The sequence below is a fragment of the Mesorhizobium sp. P2_A8 genome (assembly GCF_056404935.1).
The window spans coordinates 84,151-107,444 of sequence record NZ_JBFUDB010000014.1 but is presented as its reverse complement, the minus strand read 5'-3'; the positions used below and the strand labels follow the sequence as shown (position 1 = coordinate 107,444).

Annotated in this window: 22 protein-coding genes and 1 pseudogene; 11 read left to right on the top strand and 12 right to left on the bottom strand. The window is 63.4% G+C overall.

Translation table 11 applies throughout. The annotated features are described in order from the left end of the window. Window positions 1–2: 2 nt before the first annotated feature. Both AC1D10_RS33420 and cpaB read right to left on the bottom strand, forming a co-directional pair. Window positions 3–1,448, bottom strand: a complete 1,446-nt coding sequence (locus AC1D10_RS33420) for a type II and III secretion system protein family protein (protein ID WP_477279264.1) — start codon at window positions 1,446–1,448, stop codon at window positions 3–5. 32 nt (window positions 1,449–1,480) lie between these two features. Next, window positions 1,481–2,407, bottom strand: coding sequence for a Flp pilus assembly protein CpaB (gene cpaB / locus AC1D10_RS33415; RefSeq protein ID WP_477279262.1), 927 nt, complete (start codon window positions 2,405–2,407; stop codon window positions 1,481–1,483). Between the two features lie 238 nt (window positions 2,408–2,645). Here cpaB and parE point away from each other — a divergent pair, with 238 nt between their 5' ends. Together parE and AC1D10_RS33405 are read left to right on the top strand one after the other, a co-directional pair. Further along, window positions 2,646–4,700: a DNA topoisomerase IV subunit B gene (parE, locus tag AC1D10_RS33410; RefSeq protein WP_477279260.1), complete on the top strand. Its 2,055-nt coding sequence runs from the start codon at window positions 2,646–2,648 to the stop codon at window positions 4,698–4,700. Between the two features lie 44 nt (window positions 4,701–4,744). Next, window positions 4,745–6,811, top strand: a complete 2,067-nt coding sequence (locus tag AC1D10_RS33405) for an FUSC family protein (protein WP_477279258.1) — start codon at window positions 4,745–4,747, stop codon at window positions 6,809–6,811. 57 nt (window positions 6,812–6,868) lie between these two features. On the opposite strand, the gene AC1D10_RS33400 is transcribed toward AC1D10_RS33405, so the two are convergent. Next, window positions 6,869–7,990 carry a DUF2336 domain-containing protein gene (locus AC1D10_RS33400; RefSeq protein WP_477279256.1) on the bottom strand — a complete coding sequence of 374 codons (1,122 nt, stop codon included), beginning with the start codon at window positions 7,988–7,990 and terminating at the stop codon, window positions 6,869–6,871. A gap of 151 nt (window positions 7,991–8,141) precedes the next feature. On the opposite strand from AC1D10_RS33400, the gene AC1D10_RS33395 reads away from it, so the two are divergent. Both AC1D10_RS33395 and AC1D10_RS33390 read left to right on the top strand, forming a co-directional pair. Further along, window positions 8,142–8,594 (top strand): MaoC family dehydratase, encoded by a 453-nt coding sequence (locus AC1D10_RS33395; RefSeq protein WP_477279254.1) that lies wholly within the window; start codon window positions 8,142–8,144, stop codon window positions 8,592–8,594. Window positions 8,595–8,597: 3 nt separating this feature from the next. Beyond that, window positions 8,598–9,479, top strand: a complete 882-nt coding sequence (locus AC1D10_RS33390; protein ID WP_477279252.1) for an HpcH/HpaI aldolase/citrate lyase family protein — start codon at window positions 8,598–8,600, stop codon at window positions 9,477–9,479. On the opposite strand, the gene AC1D10_RS33385 is transcribed toward AC1D10_RS33390, so the two are convergent. Beyond that, window positions 9,476–10,084 carry a flavin reductase family protein gene (locus AC1D10_RS33385; protein ID WP_477279250.1) on the bottom strand — a complete coding sequence of 203 codons (609 nt, stop codon included), beginning with the start codon at window positions 10,082–10,084 and terminating at the stop codon, window positions 9,476–9,478. The two genes, AC1D10_RS33390 and AC1D10_RS33385, sit on opposite strands and share 4 nt — an antisense overlap. Continuing rightward, a complete protein-coding gene (locus tag AC1D10_RS33380; RefSeq protein ID WP_477279248.1) occupies window positions 10,085–10,669 on the bottom strand; it encodes a nitroreductase family protein in 585 nt (194 codons plus the stop codon). It abuts the gene before it with no gap. A 159-nt stretch (window positions 10,670–10,828) separates the two neighbouring features. Between AC1D10_RS33380 and AC1D10_RS33375 the strand changes: the two genes are divergently transcribed. Continuing rightward, complete coding sequence (locus tag AC1D10_RS33375; protein ID WP_477279303.1) at window positions 10,829–11,794, top strand: hypothetical protein; 966 nt, start codon at window positions 10,829–10,831, stop codon at window positions 11,792–11,794. 24 nt (window positions 11,795–11,818) lie between these two features. Here the strand turns inward: AC1D10_RS33375 and AC1D10_RS33370 are convergent, their stop codons facing one another. Next, complete coding sequence (locus tag AC1D10_RS33370; protein ID WP_477279246.1) at window positions 11,819–12,748, bottom strand: lysophospholipid acyltransferase family protein; 930 nt, start codon at window positions 12,746–12,748, stop codon at window positions 11,819–11,821. An 84-nt stretch (window positions 12,749–12,832) separates the two neighbouring features. Further along, window positions 12,833–14,809 (bottom strand): threonine--tRNA ligase, encoded by a 1,977-nt coding sequence (thrS, locus tag AC1D10_RS33365; RefSeq protein WP_477279244.1) that lies wholly within the window; start codon window positions 14,807–14,809, stop codon window positions 12,833–12,835. 204 nt (window positions 14,810–15,013) lie between these two features. Between thrS and AC1D10_RS33360 the strand changes: the two genes are divergently transcribed. Beyond that, window positions 15,014–15,862: an SAM-dependent methyltransferase gene (locus tag AC1D10_RS33360; protein ID WP_477279242.1), complete on the top strand. Its 849-nt coding sequence runs from the start codon at window positions 15,014–15,016 to the stop codon at window positions 15,860–15,862. Here AC1D10_RS33360 and AC1D10_RS33355 read toward each other — a convergent pair. Both AC1D10_RS33355 and yidD read right to left on the bottom strand, forming a co-directional pair. After that, window positions 15,837–16,049: pseudogene (locus AC1D10_RS33355) on the bottom strand (class D beta-lactamase); the annotation flags it as partial. The gene AC1D10_RS33360 and the pseudogene AC1D10_RS33355 sit on opposite strands and share 26 nt — an antisense overlap. Before the next feature lie 147 nt (window positions 16,050–16,196). Next, window positions 16,197–16,571 carry a membrane protein insertion efficiency factor YidD gene (gene yidD / locus AC1D10_RS33350; RefSeq protein WP_477279240.1) on the bottom strand — a complete coding sequence of 125 codons (375 nt, stop codon included), beginning with the start codon at window positions 16,569–16,571 and terminating at the stop codon, window positions 16,197–16,199. A 166-nt stretch (window positions 16,572–16,737) separates the two neighbouring features. On the opposite strand from yidD, the gene AC1D10_RS33345 reads away from it, so the two are divergent. Together AC1D10_RS33345 and AC1D10_RS33340 are read left to right on the top strand one after the other, a co-directional pair. Continuing rightward, entirely contained in the window at window positions 16,738–16,872 is a 135-nt protein-coding gene (locus tag AC1D10_RS33345) for a hypothetical protein (RefSeq protein ID WP_477279238.1), read from the top strand. A 31-nt stretch (window positions 16,873–16,903) separates the two neighbouring features. Continuing rightward, window positions 16,904–17,821: a LysR substrate-binding domain-containing protein gene (locus AC1D10_RS33340; RefSeq protein ID WP_477279236.1), complete on the top strand. Its 918-nt coding sequence runs from the start codon at window positions 16,904–16,906 to the stop codon at window positions 17,819–17,821. A 38-nt stretch (window positions 17,822–17,859) separates the two neighbouring features. Here AC1D10_RS33340 and AC1D10_RS33335 read toward each other — a convergent pair whose 3' ends face one another. After that, window positions 17,860–18,306, bottom strand: coding sequence for an iron-sulfur cluster assembly scaffold protein (locus AC1D10_RS33335; protein ID WP_477279234.1), 447 nt, complete (start codon window positions 18,304–18,306; stop codon window positions 17,860–17,862). 240 nt (window positions 18,307–18,546) lie between these two features. Here AC1D10_RS33335 and folE point away from each other — a divergent pair, with 240 nt between their 5' ends. The 3 genes from folE to AC1D10_RS33320 all read left to right on the top strand — a co-directional run bounded on the left by folE (window position 18,547) and on the right by AC1D10_RS33320 (window position 20,789). Then, the gene (folE, locus tag AC1D10_RS33330) at window positions 18,547–19,182 is read left to right on the top strand and encodes a GTP cyclohydrolase I FolE (protein WP_477279232.1); all 636 of its coding nucleotides are present in this window, start codon (window positions 18,547–18,549) and stop codon (window positions 19,180–19,182) included. Window positions 19,183–19,271: 89 nt separating this feature from the next. Further along, window positions 19,272–19,733, top strand: coding sequence for a phosphoribosyl-AMP cyclohydrolase (gene hisI, locus AC1D10_RS33325; RefSeq protein WP_477279301.1), 462 nt, complete (start codon window positions 19,272–19,274; stop codon window positions 19,731–19,733). 84 nt (window positions 19,734–19,817) lie between these two features. After that, a complete protein-coding gene (locus AC1D10_RS33320; protein WP_477279230.1) occupies window positions 19,818–20,789 on the top strand; it encodes a patatin family protein in 972 nt (323 codons plus the stop codon). Between the two features lie 225 nt (window positions 20,790–21,014). On the opposite strand, the gene recJ is transcribed toward AC1D10_RS33320, so the two are convergent. Together recJ and AC1D10_RS33310 are read right to left on the bottom strand one after the other, a co-directional pair. Beyond that, on the bottom strand, window positions 21,015–22,799 hold the full coding sequence (gene recJ / locus AC1D10_RS33315; protein ID WP_477279228.1) for a single-stranded-DNA-specific exonuclease RecJ: 1,785 nt from the start codon (window positions 22,797–22,799) through the stop codon (window positions 21,015–21,017). A 244-nt stretch (window positions 22,800–23,043) separates the two neighbouring features. Further along, the gene (locus AC1D10_RS33310; protein ID WP_477279226.1) at window positions 23,044–23,277 is read right to left on the bottom strand and encodes a DUF6434 domain-containing protein; all 234 of its coding nucleotides are present in this window, start codon (window positions 23,275–23,277) and stop codon (window positions 23,044–23,046) included. Window positions 23,278–23,294: the final 17 nt, after the last annotated feature.

The window sequence follows — 23,294 nt, the reverse complement described above, 5'->3', positions numbered from 1 at the left end:
TTTCAATCCTTGGGCAGGTCGAGGAAATGCCCGACCGTGGTAACGGCAGCCGGCTGCGCGACACTGCCGCCGGCCATGGCCAGCGCGCGATTGGTGTCGGACGTCTTCACTTCCTCGGTGTTGTTGAGAAAATAGTCGACGTTGCTGGCCGGCTGCGTACCATCGGTCGGTTCGACGAGCTTCTTTGACGGGTCGACCGGCTTGACCAGATAGGGGGTGACGATGATGACCAGGTCGGTCTCTCGCCGCTGATAGGATTTCGACGAAAACAGCGCTCCAAGCACGGGCATCTTGCCGAGGCCGGGAATGCGCGACGTGGTGATGTCGTTTTGCGACTGCAGCAGTCCGGCGATCATGAAGCTCTGGCCGTTCTTCAGGTCGACCGACGTCCTGGCGCGGCGCACGATGAAGCCGGGCACCGAAATGCTGCCGATATTGTAGGAGGATGACGCGTCGATCGACGAGACTTCCGGCGCGATGTCCAGGCTGACCAACCCGTCCTTCAGCACCGTCGGGGTGAAATCCAGGCTGACGCCGTATTTCTTGTAGCTGACGGAGATCTTGCCGTTGTCCTCGGAAACCGGGATCGGGAATTCGCCACCGGCGAGGAAGCTTGCCGTCTGGCCCGAACGGGCGATCAGGTTAGGTTCGGCCAACCGACGCGCCAGGCCGCGCTCTTCCAGCGCCTTGATGGCGATATCGATCGACACACCGTCCGACAGCAGCCGGCCGATGATCTCGCCGGTGCCGGCCGCCGGCACCGTGCCCGGTTCGATCGAGACATCGCGTCCGCCGAGGCCGTAGGCGAAATTGGCGCTGTATTTGGCCCCGAGATCCTGGCCCGCCTGGCGGTTGATCTCGACGAAGCGGACGTTGAGCTGAACCTGCTGCGACGACGAGATGTTGACCGAGTTGATCACCTCCTCGGTGCCGGAAAAGCGCGTCGCGATCTTGTTTGCCTTTTCGGCGGCGACCGCGTCATCCGCCTCGCCCGACAGCACGACACGGCCATTGGCCGAGCCGACCTTGATCCTGGCGTCCGGCACGCTGGCGCGGATGGTGCTGGCCAGCTGGTCGGTGTCGAGCGTCACCTCGATGTCGACGGTGCCGACAAGCTGCTTCTTCTCATCGAACAGCGCGATGCCGGTGGTGCCGAGATTGTTGCCAAGCACGTAGAAGGATTTGTCGGTCAACGGATTGACGTTGGCGATCTCCGGATCGCCGATGACGATCTGGTAGAAGGCGGCGTTGGTCATGATCGTCTTCGGCTTGCCCTTGGCCACCTTGATCGAGGCATTCTTGGTCGACGACACGTAGACGATGTCGTTGTCGGCCCTGGCCGAGGTGCCGAACGCCAGCATCCCGGCAGCAGCCAGCGAAGCCGCGACAGCTATGGTGCGCAAAACGCGCGACCGTCCCACGACCCGATATGTGATCAGCCCGAACATTGTCCCGTCCCTCACCCAGTCCCCACTGGCTTCTATTTCTGGTCCGGCGAAGGAACCTGGTATTCCTCGGCCTTTGTGCCGCGTGTCACGATGACCGTCTTGAATTTCGGTTTCTCCGGCCCTTTCGCCACGGCATCGAACAGCGAACTGGCCGCCGCCTGCACATTCGAGGCGACCGATCCGCCGAAGGAAGAGATGGTGGTGACGCCGTTCTTGCTGTCACCGCCTTCGCTGGCAGAGCGAAGCGACAGCGACAGCGTGCCGACGGTGCGGGCAAGCGCCACTTTCTGCGCGCCTTCGGTCGTCACCTCGATGGTCACGGAATTGGCAATCTGCGGCGTGGTCTGGCGCGAGTCGGCGCCCTGACCGACGCTCAGCACCTTGGCATCGGAGACGACGATCTCTGAAGTGACGGTCGAACCGGCAGCGCCTTGCGCGTTCTTGGCCACTTCCTGGATTTCACCGGCATCGCGTGTCAGCACGACATCGACCCGGTCCCCCGGCGTCACGAAGCCGCCGACACCGGCAATCTCGTCGGTGCGAATGGTCACCGCCCGCATTCCGGGCGTCAGCATGTTGGAAAGTGTCGCGCGGCCATTGGGCCCGGACAGCTTGGTGAGCAGCACCGGTTCGTTGACTTCGATCGGCGTCAGCACCACGCGATTGCCGTCGCCAAGCAGCCCATCGATGGTCGGGAAGGCGCCCTGCGGCAGGGAATCCTGTGGCCAGGGGATTTCGCTGAGCTTAGTGCGGTCGAGCTCCATGCCATAGCGCAACGGGGCATTGGCCACCACGATGGTCTTGAACTCGATTTTGGGTGCCGCGGGAGCGGCGATCGACGCCGTCTTCTCTTCGCTATCGGCCCTGGCCTGGCTCTTGACCCAGAAATCTGCGGCAAAGATCGAGATCGCGCCGAAAACGGCGGCGATGCCGATCATCGATATGGCCTTGCCCCTCACGCCGAAAACCCCTGATGCCCGCAGTTTCTTGTTTTGTTGGGCTCACGCTAGGCGGCATTGTTAAAGAATCAGGAATCTTGTGCGGCGGCATTTGACCTATTTCCGCCGGCTTGGTTATCGAATGGTTTTGGGTTAAGACGGGGCAATCCCCCGAACGGAACAGGAACCTCCGTCGCTTGGCGCTGAAAAGCGTGGCAGTATCGCGAGGTGATTCGCAGCATCGGACTCTATGGCAGGCATGGACGACAACAACGACCTTTTCGGCAATCTGGACAAGCAGCCGCCGCCGGTGCGCACGCCGGCGCGCCCGGCCGATCCGCTGGTGCAAGCCACCAAGCGTCCTGCCGCGACCAAGGATGGCAGCGAGGGCTATAGCGCCGCCGACATCGAGGTGCTGGAAGGGCTGGAGCCGGTGCGCCGCCGGCCAGGCATGTATATCGGCGGCACCGACGACAAGGCGATGCACCACCTGTTCGCCGAGGTCATCGACAATTCGATGGACGAGGCGGTCGCTGGCCATGCCACCTTCATCGATGTCGAACTCTCGGCCGACGGCTATCTCGCCGTCACCGACAATGGCCGCGGCATCCCCGTCGATCCGCATCCGAAATTCAAGAAGCCGGCGCTCGAAGTGATCATGACGACGCTGCATTCGGGCGGCAAGTTCGACTCGAAGGTCTACGAAACATCAGGCGGCCTGCACGGCGTCGGCGTTTCCGTGGTCAATGCGCTGTCGGACCATCTCGAGGTCGAGGTCGCGCGTGGCCGCCAACTTTATCGCCAGCGCTTTTCGCGCGGCGTGCCGGTAACCGGCCTGGAGCAGCTGGGCGAGGTGCACAACCGGCGCGGCACAAAAATCCGCTTCCATCCCGACGAGCAGATTTTCGGCAAGGGCGCGGCATTCGAACCGGCGCGGCTCTACCGCATGACGCGCTCGAAAGCCTATCTGTTCGGCGGCGTCGAAATCCGCTGGACCTGCGATCCGTCGCTGATCAAGGAAAAAGACCAGACGCCGGCCAAGGCCGAGTTCCATTTTCCCGGCGGCCTGAAGGACTATCTCAAGGCATCGCTCGGCGACGAGTTCCAGGTGACGCGCGAAATCTTCGCCGGCAAGAGCGACAAACAAGGCGGCCATGGCTCGCTCGAATGGGCGGTGACCTGGTTTGGCGGCGACGGCTTCATCAATTCCTACTGCAACACCATCCCGACCGGCGAAGGCGGCACCCACGAGGCCGGCTTCCGCAACGTGCTGACACGGGGCCTGCGCGCCTATGCCGATCTCGTCGGCAACAAGCGCGCCTCGATCGTCACCTCGGAAGACGTCATGATCTCGGCGGCGGGCATGCTGTCGGTGTTCATCCGCGAGCCGGAATTCGTCGGCCAGACCAAGGACCGGCTGGCGACCATCGAGGCAATCCGCATTGTCGAGACAGCGATCCGCGATCCGTTCGACCATTGGCTGGCCGACAATCCGCAGGAGGCCTCGAAGCTGCTCGAATGGGTGATCGCGCGCGCCGACGAGCGGGTTCGCCGGCGCCAGGAAAAAGAAGTGTCGCGCAAGAGCGCGGTGCGCAAATTGCGGCTGCCGGGCAAGCTCGCCGACTGCACGCAAAATGCCGCGGCCGGCGCCGAACTGTTCATTGTCGAAGGTGACTCGGCTGGCGGCTCGGCCAAGCAGGCACGCGACCGCGCCAGCCAGGCCGTGTTGCCGCTGCGCGGAAAAATCCTCAACGTCGCTAGCGCCGGCAACGACAAGCTCGCGGGCAACCAGCAGATTTCGGACCTGATCCAGGCGCTCGGCTGCGGCACGCGGTCGAAATATCGCGACGAGGATTTGCGCTACGACCGCGTCATCATCATGACCGATGCCGACGTCGACGGCGCCCACATCGCCTCGCTGCTGATCACCTTCTTCTACCAGGAGATGCCGGCGCTAGTGCGTGGCGGCCACCTCTATCTGGCGGTGCCGCCGCTCTACTCGATCCGGCAAGGCGGCAAGGTCGCCTATGCCCGCGACGACGCGCACAAAGATGAGCTGCTGCGCACCGAATTCACAGGTCGCGGCAAGGTCGAACTTGGCCGCTTCAAGGGTCTGGGTGAGATGATGGCCGCACAGCTCAAGGAAACGACCATGGATCCGAGGAAGCGCACTTTGCTTCGCATCGATGTCATCGATGCCGAGGCCGCGACCAAAGACGCCGTCGACGCGCTGATGGGCACCAAGCCGGAAGCCCGCTTCCGCTTCATCCAGGAACGCGCCGAATTCGCCGCAACGGAAGTGCTGGATATCTAGGCGCCCGCCGGTCCATAACAGGCTCAACTTGCGGAGACGGGCATGTGAGCTGGGAGCGGCTGAAGGGCTATTTCGAGACCAGTTTGACCGGACTAACGCAACCGACGCGCTCGGACTGGATTTTCGCCCTGCGCACCGTTTCGGCCGGCTTGATCGCGCTTCTGGCCGCCTACGCCCTCAAGCTCGACCACCCGCAATGGGCCATGATGACGGTGTTCATCGTCGCCCAGCCGGTCGCCGGCATGGTGCTGGCGAAAGGCTTCTACCGGCTGCTCGGCACGCTCGCTGGCGGCATAGCTGCGATCGGCATCACGACGGTGGTCGGCACCGGCCCCTGGGTGGTGGTGACGGTGCTTGCCGTCTGGATCGGCATCTGCACCTTCGTCTCATCGCTGCTGCGCAATCCCGAAGCCTATGGTGCAGCCCTTGCCGGCTACACCGCGATGATCATCGGCCTGCCTGCCTTCGGACAGCCGCACCTCGTCGTCGATGTCGCGGTCGCACGCTGTGCCGAGATCGTGCTCGGCATTGTCTGCGCCGGCCTGACCAGCCGGCTGATCCTGCCAAAACTCGCCAGCGACGCCATCATCTCGCGGCTGAAACACTGCATCCTCGATCTTGCCACCTATGCCGGTGGTGCATTCTCCGGTGGTGATCCGGCAACACTGTCGGGCCAGCACCGAAAGCTGGTCGCCGACACCCAGACGCTTGGCGAGATGCGCGCCTATGCCCGGCTCGAAGCACCGAGCTTCGCGCCGCGCGCGCATCCGGTCCGGCGCACCATTGGACAACTTCTCTCCGCCCTGTCGGCGGCACGTGCGCTGCATTCCCACGCTGCCCCGAAAAACGCGGCGCTCATTCCGGTGCGCTCGGAGCTGCAGGCCCTTGTCAGCGAGCTGGCGGCCAAACCCGGCGCGCTGGACGACACCTCACTCTGGGTGGCCCGGCTCGACGCGATCGCGGTCAAGGCACGGCAAATGCCCGATGCATCGACAGATCAGGGCGACGACAGGGTCGGTACCATCACCCGCCTCACCATCGCCGCCGATTTCGCCGAGGCACTCAAGCAGGTGCTGCGCGGCCTCGACGCCTTGCGCGCGCCTGTCACGCGCCCGGCGCGGGGCAGCAGGCAACCCGCGCTGGTGGTGCATCGCGATTACCCCGGCGCATCGCGCAATGCGGTGCGCGCTGCCTTGGCCACGTTGCTGGTCGCGGCCTTCTGGCTGACGACGAAATGGTCAGAGGCGGCCGGTACGGTCATTCTCGTTGCCGTGGTGTCGAGCCTGTTTGCCGCCCGCCCCGACCCCGTGCAAGTGTCCTGGGGCTTCTTCAAGGGAACGCTGCTCGCTCTACCCTTTGCCTTTCTTGTCGGCCAGATCGCATTGCCCGCTTTGCCCGGCTTCGGCTGGTTCATGCTGTTTGTCGTGCCTATCCTGGTGCCTACGGCGCTGGCCATGGCCAATCCACGCTATGTCGGCGTGGCGACGGCCTTCGCCATCAACTTCCTTGCCTTCCTCAGTCCGCATCAGGGGATGACCTATGATCCTGGCCCATTCTTCGCCGGTTCGGCGTCGGTCCTGGTCGGCATCCTGCTGGCGATAGGTGTCTTCATCCTCGTGCTGCCCGCCGATCCGTGGCTCGCGGCCAACCGCATCGTGCGCGCCATGCGCGAGGACCTGGCGCGGCTTTGCCTGCATGAGCGCGTGCCGAGGCGTTCGGCCTTCGAGAGCCTCGCCTATGACCGCATCAACCAGCTGATGCCGCTGGTGCAGAATGCCGGCAGGAAAGGCGATGCGGTTCTCGGCGGCGGCGTCGTCGCCGTCACGGTCGGCCTGGAGATCCTGCGGCTGCGCGGCGCAAGCCAGGGCCATGCCATTCCATCCGAGACCGCGCTGTCGATCGCCAACTTCCTGAGGGGGCTGGCTCGCGAACTGCTCTTTCGCGCCCCCGGCGATCCGCAGACGTCGACCATCACTGTCGCCCGTGACTATGCGGCGAGCATCGCGCAGCGCAACGGCACTGGCGAGATGCTGCAGATCGCGGCATCGCTGCGCATCATTGCCGCCGCGATGGAGGATTTTCCGGACTTTTTTGCGAAGGATCGGAGCTAGAGTGGCTAAGCGTATTCAGCCATTTGCACGCCGGCATCAGCTGAATATCCATGCACTTCAGGCCGCGGCGATCGCCAGCGCATGGCCCCGTGCATTTTCACGCAGCGCATCGAGATGGATCGACTTGACCAGCGCGGCGAGATCGCCTTCGGCAGACTGTCCGCCCAATTCCTTGAGCATCAGCCAGCTGACCTCCTGCACACCAGCGACGCGCTTGCCATTGGCTACCTCGCGCCAGATTTTGAGCGCACGCAGGATGATGGCATGCGTCACGGCGGCGAGACCGGCGCTGCGGAACAGCGCCTCCAGAGCCACATCGTGCCCGCCGGCAAGCAGCGTCCTCACCCTTTGTTCGGACTGCTGGCTGAGCGCGACCAGCGCCGAGCCGAAGAAATCGACCTTGCCGTGCGTAATGGTGCGGATGAGGAAGCTGGCGGTGAGATCGCCGCGCAGCCTGAGATGCTCGATCAGCGCCGGATGTTCTACCTGGCGCGTGCCTTCGATCAGCGTCACCGAAGCCTTGACGCAGGCGTCGCGCATGACGCGGTCGGCTCGTGCCGCACCCATCAACGCCATAACCAGCGGCGACGTTTTCAGCATCTCGCCAAGCTTGACGAGCAGCATATGCCGGCAGTCGGCAGGCAGGCGGGCGTCCGATATCAGCGCCTCGCGCACCAGGGGCAGATGGCCGTGGCGTTCGGCCATGCGGCGGAAGCTGAGCGACGCGATGTCGGCGCCGCTGTTGGCGAGCAGCACGGCGCAGGCTTCCGCCTCGCCGATCTCGGCGATGGCCGCCGACAAGGCCATAGAAACCAGCGGCCGGTCGGCGATCAGCTTTTGCGTCACCTTCGGACTGCTGGCCACGCGGTTGATCAGATCAGCGTCGGTCAGCAGCGGCGAGCGCGCCAGCACCACGCCGGCGACTTCCGGCTGGTCGGAGGCCAGTGCGCTGATGATCTGCAAGGGCGCATGGAGGCTCATGGACAGCGCCTCGGCCATCGCCAGCCGCACCTTCGAGGAAGCGTCATCAAGCAGGAGTGTCAGCGCCGCCTCGGCCGCGCAGCGGTCCTCGAAAGGCAGGTCGGAATTGACGTACGCTCGAGCCAGAGCATTGGCCGCGGCGGCCCGCTCCGAGACCCTGGCCGTGCAAATCCATCTCAAAAAATGCGAAACAACCATACCGCCTGCTTACGCCCCTTGCCAGAATGCTCCTGGCCCCGTGCAGACGGTAGGCAGAAATGGTTTACGAACGGTTCACCATGTTCATTAACTGGCTTGCGAGCCCTGGATGCAGCGCCTATCAACCCCATACGCAGCAGAGGAGCAGGATATGGCCGGACTTTATCTCCAGGAGTTCGTCGTCGGTCATGTCTTCCAGCACACACTGCGCAAGACCGTCACCGAGAGCGACAACATGCTGTTTTCGGTCATGACGCTGAATCCGCAGCCGCTGCACATCGACTTCGACTTCGCGGCGAAGAGCGAATGGGGCAAGCCGCTGGTCAACTCGCTTTTCACGCTAGGTCTGATGATCGGCATTTCGGTCAACGACATCACCGTCGGCACCACGGTCGCCAATCTCGGCATGAAGGAGACCGTGTTTCCGCATCCGGTCTTCCATGGCGACACCATTCGGGTGGAAACGACGGTGCTTTCGGTGCGCGAGTCCAGGTCGAAACCGGATCGCGGCATCGTCGAATTCGAACATCGCGCCTACAACCAGAACGGCGATCTCGTCGCCAAATGCACCAGGCAAGCAATGATGCTGAAGAAGGCCAGCTGACGAATGCGTTCTCTGCTGTTCGTCCCCGGCGATTCCGAAAGGAAGCTGGAAAAGAGTTTTGGTGCCGGTGCCGACGTGATCATCGTCGACCTTGAAGATTCCGTGGCGCCGCAGAACAAGACGCGGGCGCGCGAGATCGCGGCGCGCTTCATCCTTGAACGCCGGGCGCAAACCGGCTCGGCGATCTACGTGCGCGTCAACGATCTGTCGTCCGGCATGACGGATGACGATCTGGCGGCGCTTGTTTCAGCCAAGCCCGACGGCATCATGCTGCCCAAGTCGAACAGCGGCCAGGACGTGCAGCATCTCTCGGCAAAGCTCAGGGTTCGCGAGGCCGAAAGCGGCTTCGCTGACGGCGCGATCAAGATCCTGCCGATCATCACCGAAACACCGGCGGGGGTGCTGGCGGCGGCGACCTATGCCGGGACGAGTGCACGGCTTGCCGGTCTCACCTGGGGCGCCGAGGATCTGTCGGCGGCGATCGGCGCGCGCAATGCCCGCGACGAGCGCGGCCGCTACACTGATGTGTTCCGCTTCGCCCGAACCATGACCCTCCTTGCCGCGGGCGAGGCTGAGGTCGCGGCGATCGACACCGTATTCCCGAATTTTCGCGACATGGCGGCCTTCGAAGCGGAATGCGCCGAGGCCGAGCGGGATGGCTTCACAGGCAAGATGGCGATCCATCCCGACCAGGTGCCCGTCATCAACGCCGCTTTCACGCCTTCGGCCGAGGCCGTCAAACAATCGGCGGCAATCGTCGCGGCGTTCGCGGCGGCGGGGAATCCCGGCGTGGTCGGCATCGACGGCAAGATGTACGACCGCCCGCATTTGCGGTTGGCCGAGCGGCTTCTGGCCCGTGCCAAGGCAGCCGGGATTTCGGCTTAGTCTTTACCCCAGTGCGGCCGGCGCATCGAAAAAACCTCGCTGACGCTGGCATAGTCCATATAGCCGAGGCGAGCGACGTTGCCGGCCTTGGTGATATCGAACAGGCCATCCTTCAGGAAGGCATCGTCGATGTACACGCCGACCACTTCGCCGGCGACGACGACCGCGCTCGTCGGCGATCCATCCAGTGCCTTTGGCCGGAAGACCTCTGTCACCCGGCATTCGAGCGCCGCAGGCGCTGCCGCCACGCGCGGCGGTTTCACGAGACGCGAGGGTGCCATGGCAAGATCGGCATGGGTGAACTCATTGACGCCGCGCGGCGCGTTGACGGACGTGCGGTTCATCTTCTCGGCGAGATCGCGGCTGACGAGGTTGGCAACGAACTCACCGGTTTCCTGGGCGAAGGCAGCGCTGTCCTTCTCGCCTTCAGAGGAAAACCAGACGATGAACGGCCGCGTCGAAACGGCGTTGAAGAAGGAGTATGGCGAGAGGTTGATCTCGCCTGCTCGGTTCATTGTCGATATCCAGCCGATCGGGCGCGGCGCCACGATCGCTTTCGACGGGTCGTGCGGCAGCCCATGACCCTTTGACGGCTCGTAGAACATTCAGCCGTTCCACGGCCCCGAATAATCGGCATAGAGCTTTTCCGGATCGGGCCGGGGCCGCTCCGGCGCCGGCCCCGCATAGGAGCCGATATGAATGAAGCCAATGACGCGCTCCTGCGGTGCCAGCCCGAGCAGCGCCCTGCCCTCCGGCACGTCCGAATACCAGTTGCTGATCATGTTGGTACCATAACCCAAAGCATTGGCCGATATCATCAGGTTCATTGCCGCCATGCCGCCCGACAGGAACATCTCCCATTGCGGGATCTTTGGATTCTCCCTGGCGATCGACACCACGCCGATCACCAGCGGCGCACGCGAGAACCGCGCCAGTTCCTGGTTGCGGCGGCCTTCCGGCAACGGCCCCTCCCGCTGCTCGGCAAGCGCCGCCAGCTGTCTGCCGATCTCGACGCGGGCGTCGCCACGGTAGAGGATGAAGCGCCAGGGTTCGAGCCGGCCATGGTCTGGCACCCGCGAGGCGGCGGCGATCATCGTCGCGATCTCCGCATCGCTCGGCGCCGGCTCCTTCAAATCGGGGATCGGTGCGGAGTTTCGGGTCAGCAGGAAGTCGATGATCGGCGACGCCATGGGCGCAAAGTCTCCTAACACACTCTGTTTTGAGCTGAAGCGCACCATCGGGAATTCGGGCGGCTCGGGCAATGGCGCGGCGCGCGCCGGACGGAAGAGTCGTATCACTCGGACTCTTAAGCCTTGAAATTGCCACTGCCATGGGCTTCAACGCAAGGCATGTTTGAGGGGACACTGCGTCTTTTCCTGGTCTGGTTGGTCGCCTTGCTGTTCATGGCGCCGTTTTCGCTCGCCTTGGCGCAGAACGCGGACGGTGTTGGCAATCTCAAGCTTCCCGGAATTTCGAGCTACGCGACGCCGAAAAGCGAGAGGTCGCTGGCGCTCGGGAGCGGCGGTGCCATCACCTTGTCCGCCCAGTTGACCGACAAGGGCGCCGAGATCACCCGTGGCATCGTCTGGCGCGTCTTCAAGCCCGAGGCCGTCAACGGCAAATTGCCGATGGTCGCCACCGCGCATGGCGGCACCGCCGTCTTCCAGCTCGAACCGGGCAGTTACCTGGTTCATGCCTCCTATGGCCGGGCCGGCGCCACCAAGCGCATCACCGTTGTCGGCAAGGACGCCAAGCGCGAAAGCCTTGTGCTCGACGCCGGCGGCCTCAAGCTCGACGCCGTCCTGTCTGGCGGCGTGCGCATTCCGCCGAAGAATCTGCGCTTCTCGATCTACGAAGGCACCGCCGAGCCGAATGGCGAGCGCGCGCTGATCATACCCGATGTCGAGCCCAACAGTGTCGTGCGGCTCAACGCCGGCACCTACCACGTCGTCTCGACCTATGGCGCGGTCAACGCGGTCATCCGCTCCGACATCCGCGTCGAGGCCGGCAAGCTGACCGAAGCCACCGTCGAGCATCACGCCGCCGAGATCACGATGAAGCTGGTGCGCGAGACCGGCGGCGAGGCGATCGCCGACACGTCCTGGTCGCTGCTTAACGAATCCGGCGATCCGATAAAGGAAAGCGTTGGCGCCTTCGCCTCGATGGTGCTCGCCGAGGGCGACTACACCATTATCGCCAAGAACCGCGACCGCATCTACCAAAAGGATTTTACGGTCGTGGCCGGGCAGAACCAGGAAATCGAGGTTCTGGCCACCGAGGCCGCGGCGATGGACCCCGAGGAAGGCGCCGACTAACCTTCCACCGCAGATTGGCTGATTTCAGGCCGCCAGCTTGCTCCGAGCGGGGAGAAACGGAAGCCGGCGACGCGCCACAATTGGCGCCATGTCGAAAACACCGCGATAGAGACGATCAAGCAAGGCCTTGCGGTCGCGCAGCGGCTCCAACTCGCTCCAGCTCAGCACATCGCCGACGCGCACGTCGATCGCCTTGCCAGACAGCCGCGCGAATTCGCGGGTGAGCAGTGACGTGCGCAGCGTCAGCGAGGCCTTGCCGACGAATTTCGCCAGGCGGCCATCGCTCTCGGCCATGTTCATCGGGCCACTGACCAGGTGGAACAGCCGGCCGTTCTGCCCGTGAAAATACATCGGAATGACCGACGCCCTGGCGTCCTGGACGAGACGGGCCGGAAACATCTTCCACGGCAGGTCGCGCGCCCGGCCAAAACCTTTCGGCGCGGTGGCGACGCCGCCGGCCGGAAACACCACGATGGCGACGCCCTCTTTCAGCAGCCGCACCGCCTCGTGGCGCACGGCCATGTTGTTCTTCAGGGCGTCCTTGGTCTCGGAAAAGTCGATTGGCAGCGAGTAAGGTTCCATCTCGCGGATCTTGAGCAGGTCCTTGTGGATCATCACCCGGAACGGTCGCCCCAGTTGCTCGGCCAGCGACAGCACGGCAATGCCGTCACCGATGCCGAACGGATGGTTGGCGACGATGACCAGCGGGGTATCCGGCAATCGCACTGGCGGCCACTGATCCGCGGTCCGCACGATCAGGTCGAGCATGCCGCTGAACACCCGCTCGCCGGTCGGCACGACCTGGCGGCGCCAGAAATCATAGAGTGCGGTGTAGCGGTCGCGGCCCGACAGGCCTTCGACCGAATGAATGAACCAGCGCGTCAGCGCCGGCTGGCGCGGATTGGCATAGGACAGCTCGGGAAAGGGTCGTTCGCGCAATTTCAGCTTGAGCATAAGGGCTCGTTACAAGGTCGGCGTGACAGGGATATGAAAAGGGCGGTGGATCGCTCCACCGCCCTTTCGTCGGGACCATGCCGATCAGGCAGCGCGCTTGCGCCGGCGATCAGGCGTGATCGCCTCTTCGGTCAATTGCGCGATCGCCTCGGCAAGGCCAAGCGATTCCTGGTCGCGCGAGCCGAGCCGGCGCATGTTGACCGTCTGCTCCTCCGCCTCGCGCTTGCCGCAGACGAGAATGACCGGAACTTTGGCGAGTGAGTGTTCGCGGACCTTGTAGTTGATCTTCTCGTTGCGCAGATCGGCTTCCGCCAACAGCCCGGCGGCCTTCAGTTTTGCCACCACCTCGGTCGCATAGCCGTCGGCGTCCGACGTGATCGTCGCCACCACCACCTGCAGCGGTGCGAACCACAGCGGGAAATGGCCGGAATAGTTCTCGATCAGGATGCCAAGAAAACGCTCCATCGAACCGCAGATGGCGCGATGCACCATGACAGGCTGCTTCTTCTCGGAATCCGAGCCGATGTAGAAGGCGCCAAAACGCTCCGGCAGGTTGAAGTCGACCTGCGTCGTGCCGCACTGCCATTCGCGGCCGATGGCATCCTTCAGCACATATTCGAATTTCGGCCCGTAGAAGGCGCCCTCGCCCGGATTGATCGAGGTCTTGATCCGATTGCCGGACCGCGTCCTGATCGTCTCCAGCACGCTGCCCATGATCGCCTCGGCGTGATCCCAGGCCTCGTCGGTGCCGACCCGCTTGTCTGGCCGCGTCGACAGCTTGACGCTGATCTCGTCGAAGCCGAAATCGGCATAGGTCGACAGGATCAGATCGTTGATGCGCAGGCACTCCGACGCCAGCTGCTCCTCGGTGCAGAAGATATGCGCATCGTCCTGCGTGAAGCCGCGCACCCGCATCAGGCCATGCAGCGCGCCCGATGGTTCGTAGCGATGCACGTTGCCAAATTCTGCAAGTTTTACGGGCAGATCGCGATAAGACTTCAACCCATGCTTGAAAATCTGCACATGGCCCGGACAGTTCATCGGCTTCAGCGCGAAGACACGATCATCATCGGTATCGTCGCCGGCGACCGTTACCTTGAACATGGCGTCGCGATACCAGCCCCAGTGGCCTGAGGTCTCCCATAGGCTCTTGTCGAGCACCTGCGGCGCGTTGACCTCCTGGTAGCCCTGCTCGTCGAGGCGGCGGCGCATATAGTTGACCAGGTTTTGGAACATCTTCCAGCCTTTGGCGTGCCAGAAGACGACGCCCGGTCCCTCCTCCTGGAAATGGAACAGGTCCATCTCGCGGCCGAGTTTCCTGTGGTCGCGCTTCTCGGCTTCTTCCAGCATCGTCTGATAGGCTTCGAGCTGCGCCTGGTCTGCCCAGGCGGTGCCGTAGATGCGCGTCAGCATCGGATTGTTGCTGTCGCCGCGCCAATAGGCACCAGCCACCTTCATCAGCTTGAAGGCGTTGCCGATCTGCCCGGTCGAGGCCATGTGCGGGCCACGGCAGAGGTCGAACCACTCGCCCTGCGCGTAGATCTTGAGGTCCTGATCCGCGGGGATGGCGTCGATCAGTTCCAGCTTGTAGCGCTCGCCCTTGTCGGCAAACACCTTTTTCGCTCTGTCACGCGACCAGACTTCCTTGGTGAACGGCTTGTTGCGCGCGATGATCTCGCGCATCTTCTTCTCGATCACCGGGAAATCGTCGGGTGTGAACGGCTCGTTGCGGGCGAAGTCATAGTAGAAGCCGTTCTCGATCACCGGCCCGATGGTCACCTGCGTCCCCGGCCACAGCTCCTGCACGGCCTCTGCCAGCACGTGTGCCGTATCGTGGCGGATGAGCTCCAGCGCGCGCGGGTCATCGCGGGTGACGATCTCGACCTTGCCGGACTTGCCCAGCGGGTCGGAAAGATCGCGCACGACGCCGTCGATGCTGTAGGCGACCGCTTTCTTGGCCAGAGATTTCGAGATCGATTCGGCAAGGCCGGCACCGGTCATCGCCGCGTCGTAGTCGCGGATGGAGCCATCGGGAAATGTCAGGGAAATGGAATTCAGCACGGGGTTCTCCTATCCAGTCCCGCAAACGAGCGCGGGTGGTCGTGGGTAAAGCCGGATGCGTCCGGCAGCGGGCGGGTTTTAGAGGCAGCGCCGCGTCAGGTAAAGAGCGCTGATTGGCCTGGCTGTCAGGAAATGTCGCCAGAGATGTCGCAGGCCGGTCGTCGAGTCTTGCGAGCATCGCCGGCATCGGGTGGAATTATCGACATGGAAGACGCATCCCCCAGCCAAACCGCCCTGCGAGTCGCGCGCTTGAGAGCGCTCCATCAGATCTCGCCGCAGGCGGCGCTGTTTCGTGACCCATACGCGATTGCGATTCTCGGCGAAGGTGGTCCCGCCGATCAGCAACTTGCGCAAGAAGATGCCCGCGGCCGGCGTATGCGTCTGTTCGTGGCGGCGCGCGCCCGCTTTGCCGAGGATTGGCTGGCAGCAGCGGTGCGCCTTGGCGTCCGCCAGCTCGTCGTGCTTGGCGCCGGCCTCGACACGTTTTCACTGCGCAATCCGTACCCTGAACTCGCAGTGTTCGAGGTCGATCACCCGGCAACCCAAGCCTGGAAACGCAGATGTATCGCCGATGCCGGTCTTGCCGAACCGCCGGCCACCACCTTTGTGCCGGTCAATTTCGAACGGCAGCGTCTGGCCGATGAACTGGCCTCGGCCGGGTTGAAATCGACCGAGCCAAGCTTTTTCATGTGGCTGGGGGTCGTGCCCTACCTGACGACAGACGCGATCCACAGCACGCTGTCCTACATCGCAGGCACCCCCGGGTCGGAAGTCGTATTCGACTATAGCGAACCGTCTGAGCATCGCGATGCGGCGGGGCAAGCCGCCCTGGCTTTTTATGCGGCGCGCGTCGCAGCTCTCGGGGAGCCATGGATCAGCTTCTTCGTTCCCGGCGAACTGGCGAAATCTCTGCGCGACCTCGGATTCGATGAGATCGAAGACCTCGAGAGCGGCGATATCGCCGCCCGCCTTTCCGGGTCATCGAAGGGAACGACGACCAACTTCGGTGGTCATATCATCCGCGCGCGCCGATCAGCGACAGTGGCACCTTGAACGTCGAAGCCGGGCTTAACCTCTGGCCGTCCTGGCAAAGCGTCTTGCCGCTCCCGGCATTGACGATGAGCGTGCACTGCACAACCCCAAGCGGCGCCGATTGTGCGCGCAGCGGAAATCCCAGCAGCCAGGCGAGCAGGAACAGGATCCCAGCAAAGATGAAGGGAAGACGGTCGACGTTACGCATTTGATGCTCGCTCCAGAGGGGGTGTTCGCGAGCGGCTTAGCGAAGTCTCTTGTCTCGATTTTGTCTCAAATGCGCAGTCTTTGTGCAGGCTGGCGTTAACCCTACCAGATCGTAAACGGCAAGGCCGCACAGGCTTGTTAGGCTCGATCAGCCTTGCGCCTGGCCGCGCTTGCCGCCGATCCGCCAGTACCGCCACGGCGCGAACCAGGCATAACGATCCGCCAACACCTCCGGCACGCGGTCAATGCCATGCGTGCCGAACGGCCCGCAGCGCAGCACCCGGAAAAATCCCATCCAGCCGCCGGCCCACAGGCCATGACGGGCGATCGCCTCATGCGCATATTCGGAACAGGTCGGCAGGTGCCGGCAGGAATTGCCGACAAAGCCCGACAGCGTCAGCTGATAGAGTCTGACCAACGAAGTACCAAGGACCCGGCCCGGCGTCTTGCGCCACGGGCCTGGCCAGTTGCGGCCGCGCTTTGGCGGTCCGGCACTATGCGCGTGCCTATGCTGGTGGCCCACCGTTTTCTCCGTATCGCGTTCCAAAGCGATAGATGTGAGCTTCTCCCTGAGAACGCAATCCCCACACTTACCCTCCCTGTCGTCACGGGCGGGAGCGGCGAGACGGCTGCCTGTCAACCGAAGGCGCCCAGCGGCCAGGACTGACCGGCCCTTCGCGGCGCCTTGCATGCCCCCTGTCGTCACGCCATTGAAACGTTACGATCCGCATGACATCGCCGAAGATGCTCAGGAACTGGATCATGGTCATGTCTCCTTTGGCGCGATTAGACCGCCGCTGGCCTTCGCCTTCAAACGAGTATAATTTCCACTTCGGATAATCCTGGGTTATGCGAATGAAGCGCGGACGCCTGCCGCTGACGGCATTGAGGAGCTTCGAGGCGGCGGGCCGGCATCTGAGCTTCAGCAGGGCCGCCGAAGAGCTTTTCGTCTCGCAGGCGGCGATCAGCCGGCAGATCCGCGAGCTCGAGATCTTCCTGCACCGGCCCCTGTTCGAACGTCACCATCGCCGCGTCGAACTGACCGATACCGGCCGCCGGCTTCTGGATCAGCTGGTCAAGAGTTTCGACGCCATCGACACCTTGCTCGGGGAATTGGTGGCAACACCGGCGCAGTCCGTGGTTCGTGTCAGTGTCGAGCCATCACTTGCGTCCATGTGGTTGGTACCCCGACTCAATCGGTTTCGCGAATTGCGGCCCGATATCGACGTCTCTCTCGAAGTCGATCCAAGGCCGATCGAGTTCCGCAGCGATCAGCCCGAACTGGCTTTGCGCTTCAGCGCGCATGCCACCTCGTGGCCACGCAGCGAAGCTGAGCGGCTTGCCTCGACAGCCGATTCACCGGTGCTGTCGCCGGCGCTGCTCGCCTCGGGCCCTGCCCTCGAGAAGCCGATCGACCTTGGCCGCTACACGCTGTTGCACGAGGAAAACCGTCAGGGTTGGGCACGCTGGTTCGAAGCGGCTGGCGTACCCGCCGATGCCGTGCCCGCGCGCGGCCCTATCCTGGCTGATACGTCGCTTTCAAGACAGGCCGCCGTGCTCGGACATGGCGTGGCGCTGGGCGATCTCTTGCAGATCGGTGGGGAAATCGCATCCGGCGCGCTGATCAAGCCGTTCGACATCGACGTCGCATCCGGCGCCTATTGGCTGGTGGCCAGGAGCTTGCGCGACCTCTCTGAGCCGGCCGCGGCCTTCGCCGACTGGCTGAGAAGCGAATTTGCCGAAAGCAGACGGACGCTGGAAGCGCGGGCTTAAGGCGGAGCTTCCTAGGCGGCACTCTCGCCAGCTTGCCATCAGGCCGCTTGTTCGGCGCGCTTTTTCTCGATCTGGCCGATGGCATCGACGACCGCGTCGAAGGTGAGCATGGTCGACGCATGCCGCGCCTTGTAGTCGCGCACCGGCTCCAGATATTTCAGGTCCGCGAAGCGGCCGTCGGGCGGGGTGCCATTTTCCTTCAGCATCTTCAGCATAATGTCGCGCACGGCTCGCAACTCTTCGGCACTCGCGCCGACGACATGCTGTGCCATGATCGAGGATGACGCCTGGCCGAGCGCACACGCCTTCACGTCATGAGCGAAGTCGGTGACCACGCCGTCCTCCATCTTGAGATCGACGGTGACGGTCGAGCCGCACAGCTTGGAATGCGCTTTCGCGGTCGCGTCAGGATGCTCGAGGCGGCCGATGCGGGCGATGTTTCCGGCAAAACCGAGAATTTTCGCATTGTAGACGTCGTTGATCATTATTTTCCAATCCGTCGCCGCCAAGCGAACAGCGATTGCCGCTGTCGTGTCTTCCTTTCGCTCGTCATGACCATATATAATGCTGGCAGTCCGGTATCGACAAGACAACGAAAGCCAGTGTCCTAGCCGGGAAGTTCACGCCACTTGCGGGGCTGGAAACGGGGCGAGTTTCCGACACCGAAAGGTCGTGGTCCGTTCAACTCGTTCCTCCGCCGAGAGGAACTACGGGAGACGCCTTTTATGGATGCCGTCATCAAGAAACTCATGCCCCAGTCAGCCTATATGGAGAAGCCGGTCACCGACCGGCCGAGCGAAGCCGAAGTCGAGGCCGCCGTGCGCACGCTTTTGCGCTGGACTGGCGACAATCCGGACCGCGAAGGGCTGGTCGACACGCCGAAGCGGGTGGCCAAGGCGTTTCGCGAAATGTTCGGCGGCTACGACATGTGCCCGGCGGAGGAGCTTGGCCGCACCTTCGAGGAGGTGGCCGGCTATGACGACCTGGTCATCGTCAAGGACATCCAGTTCCACTCGCATTGCGAACACCACATGGTGCCGATCATCGGCAAGGCGCATGTCGGCTACCTGCCGGACGGCAAGGTCGTCGGCCTGTCCAAGATCGCGCGCGTGGTCGATATCTTTGCCCACCGGCTGCAAACCCAGGAGGCCCTGACTGCACAGATCGCCGGCGTCATCCAGGATGTGCTCAATCCCCGCGGCGTTGCCGTCATGATCGAGGCCGAGCACATGTGCATGGCCATGCGCGGTATCCGCAAGCAGGGTTCAACCACCCTCACTTCGACCTTCACCGGCGTCTTCAAGGACACGCCCGAAGAACAGGTTCGTTTCGTCACCATGGTGCGCGGCGGCGGGGTGTAAGCCCTCGCCCATATCGCCAGACCATGATCCCGAAAAGTGGAGACCGGTTTTCGGACAAGATCATGGTCAAAGAGGAAAATAGACCGGCGATGTCGGCACTGGAATTTCCCAAAGCTTCGTCAGACAAGAAGGCGCTCGAGGAAGGCGCGGTGTTTTCACCGCGCTTCGACGCAGCCGGCCTCGTCACGGTCGTCGTCACCGATGCCAAAGACGGCATGCTGCTGATGGTTGCGCACATGAATGCGCAAGCGTTGGCGTTGACGCTGGAGACAGGCATCGCCCACTACTGGTCGCGCTCCCGCAACGCGTTGTGGAAAAAGGGCGAAACCTCGGGTAATTTTCAGCATGTCGTCGAGATGCGCGCCGATTGCGATCAGGATGCATTGTGGCTGCGCGTCAAAGTGTTGGGCCACGACGCAACCTGTCACACGGGCCGACGTTCATGCTTTTATCGGACGGTGGGCCTGGTTGACGGCAAGGGGACGCTTGCCGACGACGGCAGCAAGCCGCTGTTCGATGCGGAAAACATCTATCGGAAACCATCAGCTTGAACCTTCTGCCTGACATCAGCGACATAAATTCATCATTTCGATACGGCCCGCCTGTATATTAGCCGTGGGACAAGGGAGATCATGATGCTCGAGTGGGCGTCATTGCGTAACAGACCAGATGTCAGGGAGGCCAATGGCCTGTCCTCGTCAGGCGGCGCATCCGAAACAACACCGCCAGGGAAAACCGGCATTTCGCTCGCCTTGGGTGGCGGTTGCGCCAGAGGCTGGGCACATATCGGCGTGCTGCGCGCACTTGACGAAGCCGGCATCGAAGTCTCGATGATCGCCGGCACCTCGATCGGGGCGCTGGTCGGCGGCTGCTACCTTGCCGGCAAACTGGACGAACTGGAAGAATTCGCCCGCAGCCTGACCAAGCGGCGCATCTTCGGCCTGCTCGATCTTAACCTGCGCGGCAGCGGCCTGTTCGGTGGCATGAAGCTCGACGCCCGGCTGCGCGAGCATATGGCCGGCATTCGTTTCGAGGACCTGGTCAAGCCGTTCGTCGCAGTCACTTCCGAAATCCGCACCGGTCACGAAATCTGGCTGTCGAGCGGCTCATTGATCACCGCCATGCGCGCCTCCTATGCGCTGCCCGGCGTGTTCGAGCCGGTGAATTGCAATGGCCGCGTGCTGGTCGACGGTGCGCTGGTCAACCCGGTTCCCGTCTCGGTCTGCCGCGCCTATGAGCAGCCCCTCGTGGTGGCGGTCAACCTTCACTATGATCTGTTCGGCCGCGCTGCCGTCATCAAGCACAGCGCCGGCGAACTGGTCGTCGAAAAGGACGCACCGCGGCCCGGCCACATCGACCCCCAGCACCAGTCGCATCAGACGCGGCTCGGCATCACCGGCGTCATGGTCGAGGCCTTCAACATCATCCAGGACCGCATTTCCCGCGCCCGGCTTGCCGGCGATCCGCCCGACATGTCGCTGCAGCCGAAGCTCAGCCATATCGGCCTGACCGAATTCCACCGCGCCGACGAGGCGATCAATATCGGCTATCAGGCGACGATGGCGCAGATCGGCGAACTGACCCGGCTGCAGTCCGTTCTGGCCTAGGCCTATCTGCCGTTCGCCGTGCAGGGCATGCTGCTGCGCACTTCCAATTTCGTTCGCTTCGCCATAACCCGATTGCAAGATGCAATTGGTTATGCTCGTTTGCTGGGCGCTGCAAGCCGTACTTCCAGTCCGGCCCATTGTTGACATTGAGGCCGCTCGGCACGGAAAGCCTTGCCCAGAGCGTGACACTGCTGCGTTACGCGCCAGCAAGCTGAGTTGGCGCGACTAAGCACGCGCCGCATCGGTGATGCGAAACTGAACCGTGCGGTTGCCGTTCCAGTGATTGCCTGAAAGCGAGCCGGCGACATGGATTGTCTTGCCCCGGTTCTTGAACAGGAATTCGCCAAGTGCGGTATCGACCGCGCGAAACGCGATCGCCTGGATGCGGCCGCCGCTTTCCGACTGCAGGTCGATGCGGATGTGGTTGGTGCCAACCGGCCGTGCATCGGCCAGCCGATGACGCGGCAGCACGAAGACCGGTGCTGCATGCCCGGCGCCGAAGGGTCCGGCCTTCTCCAGCGCGTCGAGCAAGCCAAGCGTCGCGCCTTCGGCGGCAAGCGCACCATCGATCGCCAGGCTTTCCTCGCCTTGCAGGCGGAACACATCGGCCGCCGCCCGCTCTTCGAAAAACGCCCTGAGCTCGCCTAGCTTCGCCCGCTCCACCGTGATGCCGGCCGCCATGCCGTGGCCGCCGCCCTTGACGATCAGCCCGGCATCGGCCGCTTCGCGCACCAGCCGGCCAAGGTCGAAGCCCGACACCGAGCGGCCCGAACCGGTGCCGATGCCATTGGCGTTGAAGGCGATGGCGAAGGCCGGCCGGCGCGCGTGATCCTTCAGCCGTGACGCGAGCAGGCCGACAATGCCCGGATGCCAGTTGTTGCTGGCGGTGACGACGATCGCCGGGCCATTGCCGCCGGCAAGCTCGGCATCCGCCTCGGCGCGCGCCGCCGCCAGCATCTCCTGCTCCATCAACTGCCGCTCCTGGTTGAGGCGGTCGAGCGTTTCGGCAATGGTGCGCGCCTCGACCGGATCGTCGGTTGCAAGCAGGCGGCTGCCGAGTGCGGCATCGCCGATGCGCCCGCCGGCATTGATGCGCGGGCCGATCAGATAGGCGAGATGGAAGGTGCTGATCGGCTCGCCGATGCGCGACACTCGCGCCAGCGCTGCCAGCCCTTCGTTCTTCTGCTGGCGCGCCATCTGCAGCCCCTTGACGACGAAGGCGCGGTTGACGCCGGCAAGCGGCACCACGTCGCAGACGGTGGCGAGCGCGACGAGATCGAGCAGCGAAAGCAGGTCCGGCGGCGTGGCATCGGCCATGCGCCCGCGCAGGATCCTGGCCGTCTGCACCAGGGCGAGAAAGACCACGCCGGCGGCGCAGAGATGACCCTGCCCGGAAAGATCGTCGTCGCGGTTCGGATTGACGACAGCGATTGCCGCCGGCAAAGCACCGCCGACCTGGTGGTGATCGAGCACGACGACATCGGCGCCGACAGCATTGGCGGCATCGATGGAAACGGCGCTGTTGGTGCCGCAATCGACAGTGACGATCAGTGTCGCGCCGCGCGAAACGAGTTCGCGCATGGCTTCCGGATTGGGACCGTAGCCCTCGAAAATACGGTCCGGAATGTAGATTTCCGACGGCACCGAGAAATGCGCCAGGAACCGCTTCAGCAAGGCCGACGAGGCGGCGCCGTCGACGTCATAGTCGCCGAAGATCGCCACCTTTTCCCTGGCCATCACGGCAGCGGCGATGCGGGCCGCAGCCTTGTCCATGTCGGTCAGCGATGCCGGATCCGGCAGAAGGTCACGGATCGTCGGGTCGAGAAACCGCTCGGTCTGCTCGGCGGAGACGCCGCGACCGGCAAGCACCCGCGCGACGATGTCGGGCACACCGTGGCCCTGCGCGATGGCGAGCGCAATCATGTCCTGCCGTTCAGTCAGCCGGTGCTCCCAGGAAACCCCGGTAGCCGACTGCCTTATATCGAGGAAGAGGCGTTTCTCGCCTGTCATGCGGTTTGCCAACTCATAATTGGCCGCAGGATAATGCATGTCGCCCAAAAAGTGTGCAGCGGTTTTGGGACAACCACATGCACAAACAACAACGTAAAGCGCGTCGCGTGAGCGCGCCGCGCTTTAGAGCAATTCCAGGAAAAGTGTGAAACGGTTTTCCGTCCGGAATTGCGCCAAAACAAAGCTCTAGGCCAAAGGCAGGCAAAGCCAAGCGGTTCGCGGTGATGCGCCGTCGCGGGAGATTTCAAGAAAACGACGCCTTCCGCTTTTCAGCCTGGCGCCGAAGCCATTCGTCGGCCGCATCGCCCATCGTCTTCTCCGCACTGTCCTTGAGCCAAGCCATGAAAGGCCGATCGAACCTGAACGCATCGCCGCATTCGCGGATGAAGAAGCGGCGCACGTTCTGGGTATTGCGATAGGATTTCGTAATGGCGGTGGCGCGCGAAATCGGATCCGCGTGCCAGTCGAACGGGTTCATCGTCAATTCCTTGCGGC

Coding starts and splice junctions, on each gene's coding strand:
- AC1D10_RS33420 (WP_477279264.1), bottom strand. CDS start 1,448: ATGTTCGGGCTGATCACATATCGGGTCGTGGGACGGTCGCGCGTTTTG.
- parE (WP_477279260.1), top strand. CDS start 2,646: ATGGACGACAACAACGACCTTTTCGGCAATCTGGACAAGCAGCCGCCG.
- AC1D10_RS33400 (WP_477279256.1), bottom strand. CDS start 7,990: ATGGTTGTTTCGCATTTTTTGAGATGGATTTGCACGGCCAGGGTCTCG.
- AC1D10_RS33395 (WP_477279254.1), top strand. CDS start 8,142: ATGGCCGGACTTTATCTCCAGGAGTTCGTCGTCGGTCATGTCTTCCAG.
- AC1D10_RS33390 (WP_477279252.1), top strand. CDS start 8,598: ATGCGTTCTCTGCTGTTCGTCCCCGGCGATTCCGAAAGGAAGCTGGAA.
- AC1D10_RS33385 (WP_477279250.1), bottom strand. CDS start 10,084: ATGTTCTACGAGCCGTCAAAGGGTCATGGGCTGCCGCACGACCCGTCG.
- AC1D10_RS33380 (WP_477279248.1), bottom strand. CDS start 10,669: ATGGCGTCGCCGATCATCGACTTCCTGCTGACCCGAAACTCCGCACCG.
- AC1D10_RS33375 (WP_477279303.1), top strand. CDS start 10,829: ATGTTTGAGGGGACACTGCGTCTTTTCCTGGTCTGGTTGGTCGCCTTG.
- AC1D10_RS33370 (WP_477279246.1), bottom strand. CDS start 12,748: ATGCTCAAGCTGAAATTGCGCGAACGACCCTTTCCCGAGCTGTCCTAT.
- AC1D10_RS33360 (WP_477279242.1), top strand. CDS start 15,014: ATGGAAGACGCATCCCCCAGCCAAACCGCCCTGCGAGTCGCGCGCTTG.
- AC1D10_RS33345 (WP_477279238.1), top strand. CDS start 16,738: ATGCCCCCTGTCGTCACGCCATTGAAACGTTACGATCCGCATGACATC.
- AC1D10_RS33340 (WP_477279236.1), top strand. CDS start 16,904: ATGAAGCGCGGACGCCTGCCGCTGACGGCATTGAGGAGCTTCGAGGCG.
- AC1D10_RS33335 (WP_477279234.1), bottom strand. CDS start 18,306: ATGATCAACGACGTCTACAATGCGAAAATTCTCGGTTTTGCCGGAAAC.
- folE (WP_477279232.1), top strand. CDS start 18,547: ATGGATGCCGTCATCAAGAAACTCATGCCCCAGTCAGCCTATATGGAG.
- hisI (WP_477279301.1), top strand. CDS start 19,272: ATGTCGGCACTGGAATTTCCCAAAGCTTCGTCAGACAAGAAGGCGCTC.
- AC1D10_RS33320 (WP_477279230.1), top strand. CDS start 19,818: ATGCTCGAGTGGGCGTCATTGCGTAACAGACCAGATGTCAGGGAGGCC.
- recJ (WP_477279228.1), bottom strand. CDS start 22,799: ATGACAGGCGAGAAACGCCTCTTCCTCGATATAAGGCAGTCGGCTACC.
- AC1D10_RS33310 (WP_477279226.1), bottom strand. CDS start 23,277: ATGAACCCGTTCGACTGGCACGCGGATCCGATTTCGCGCGCCACCGCC.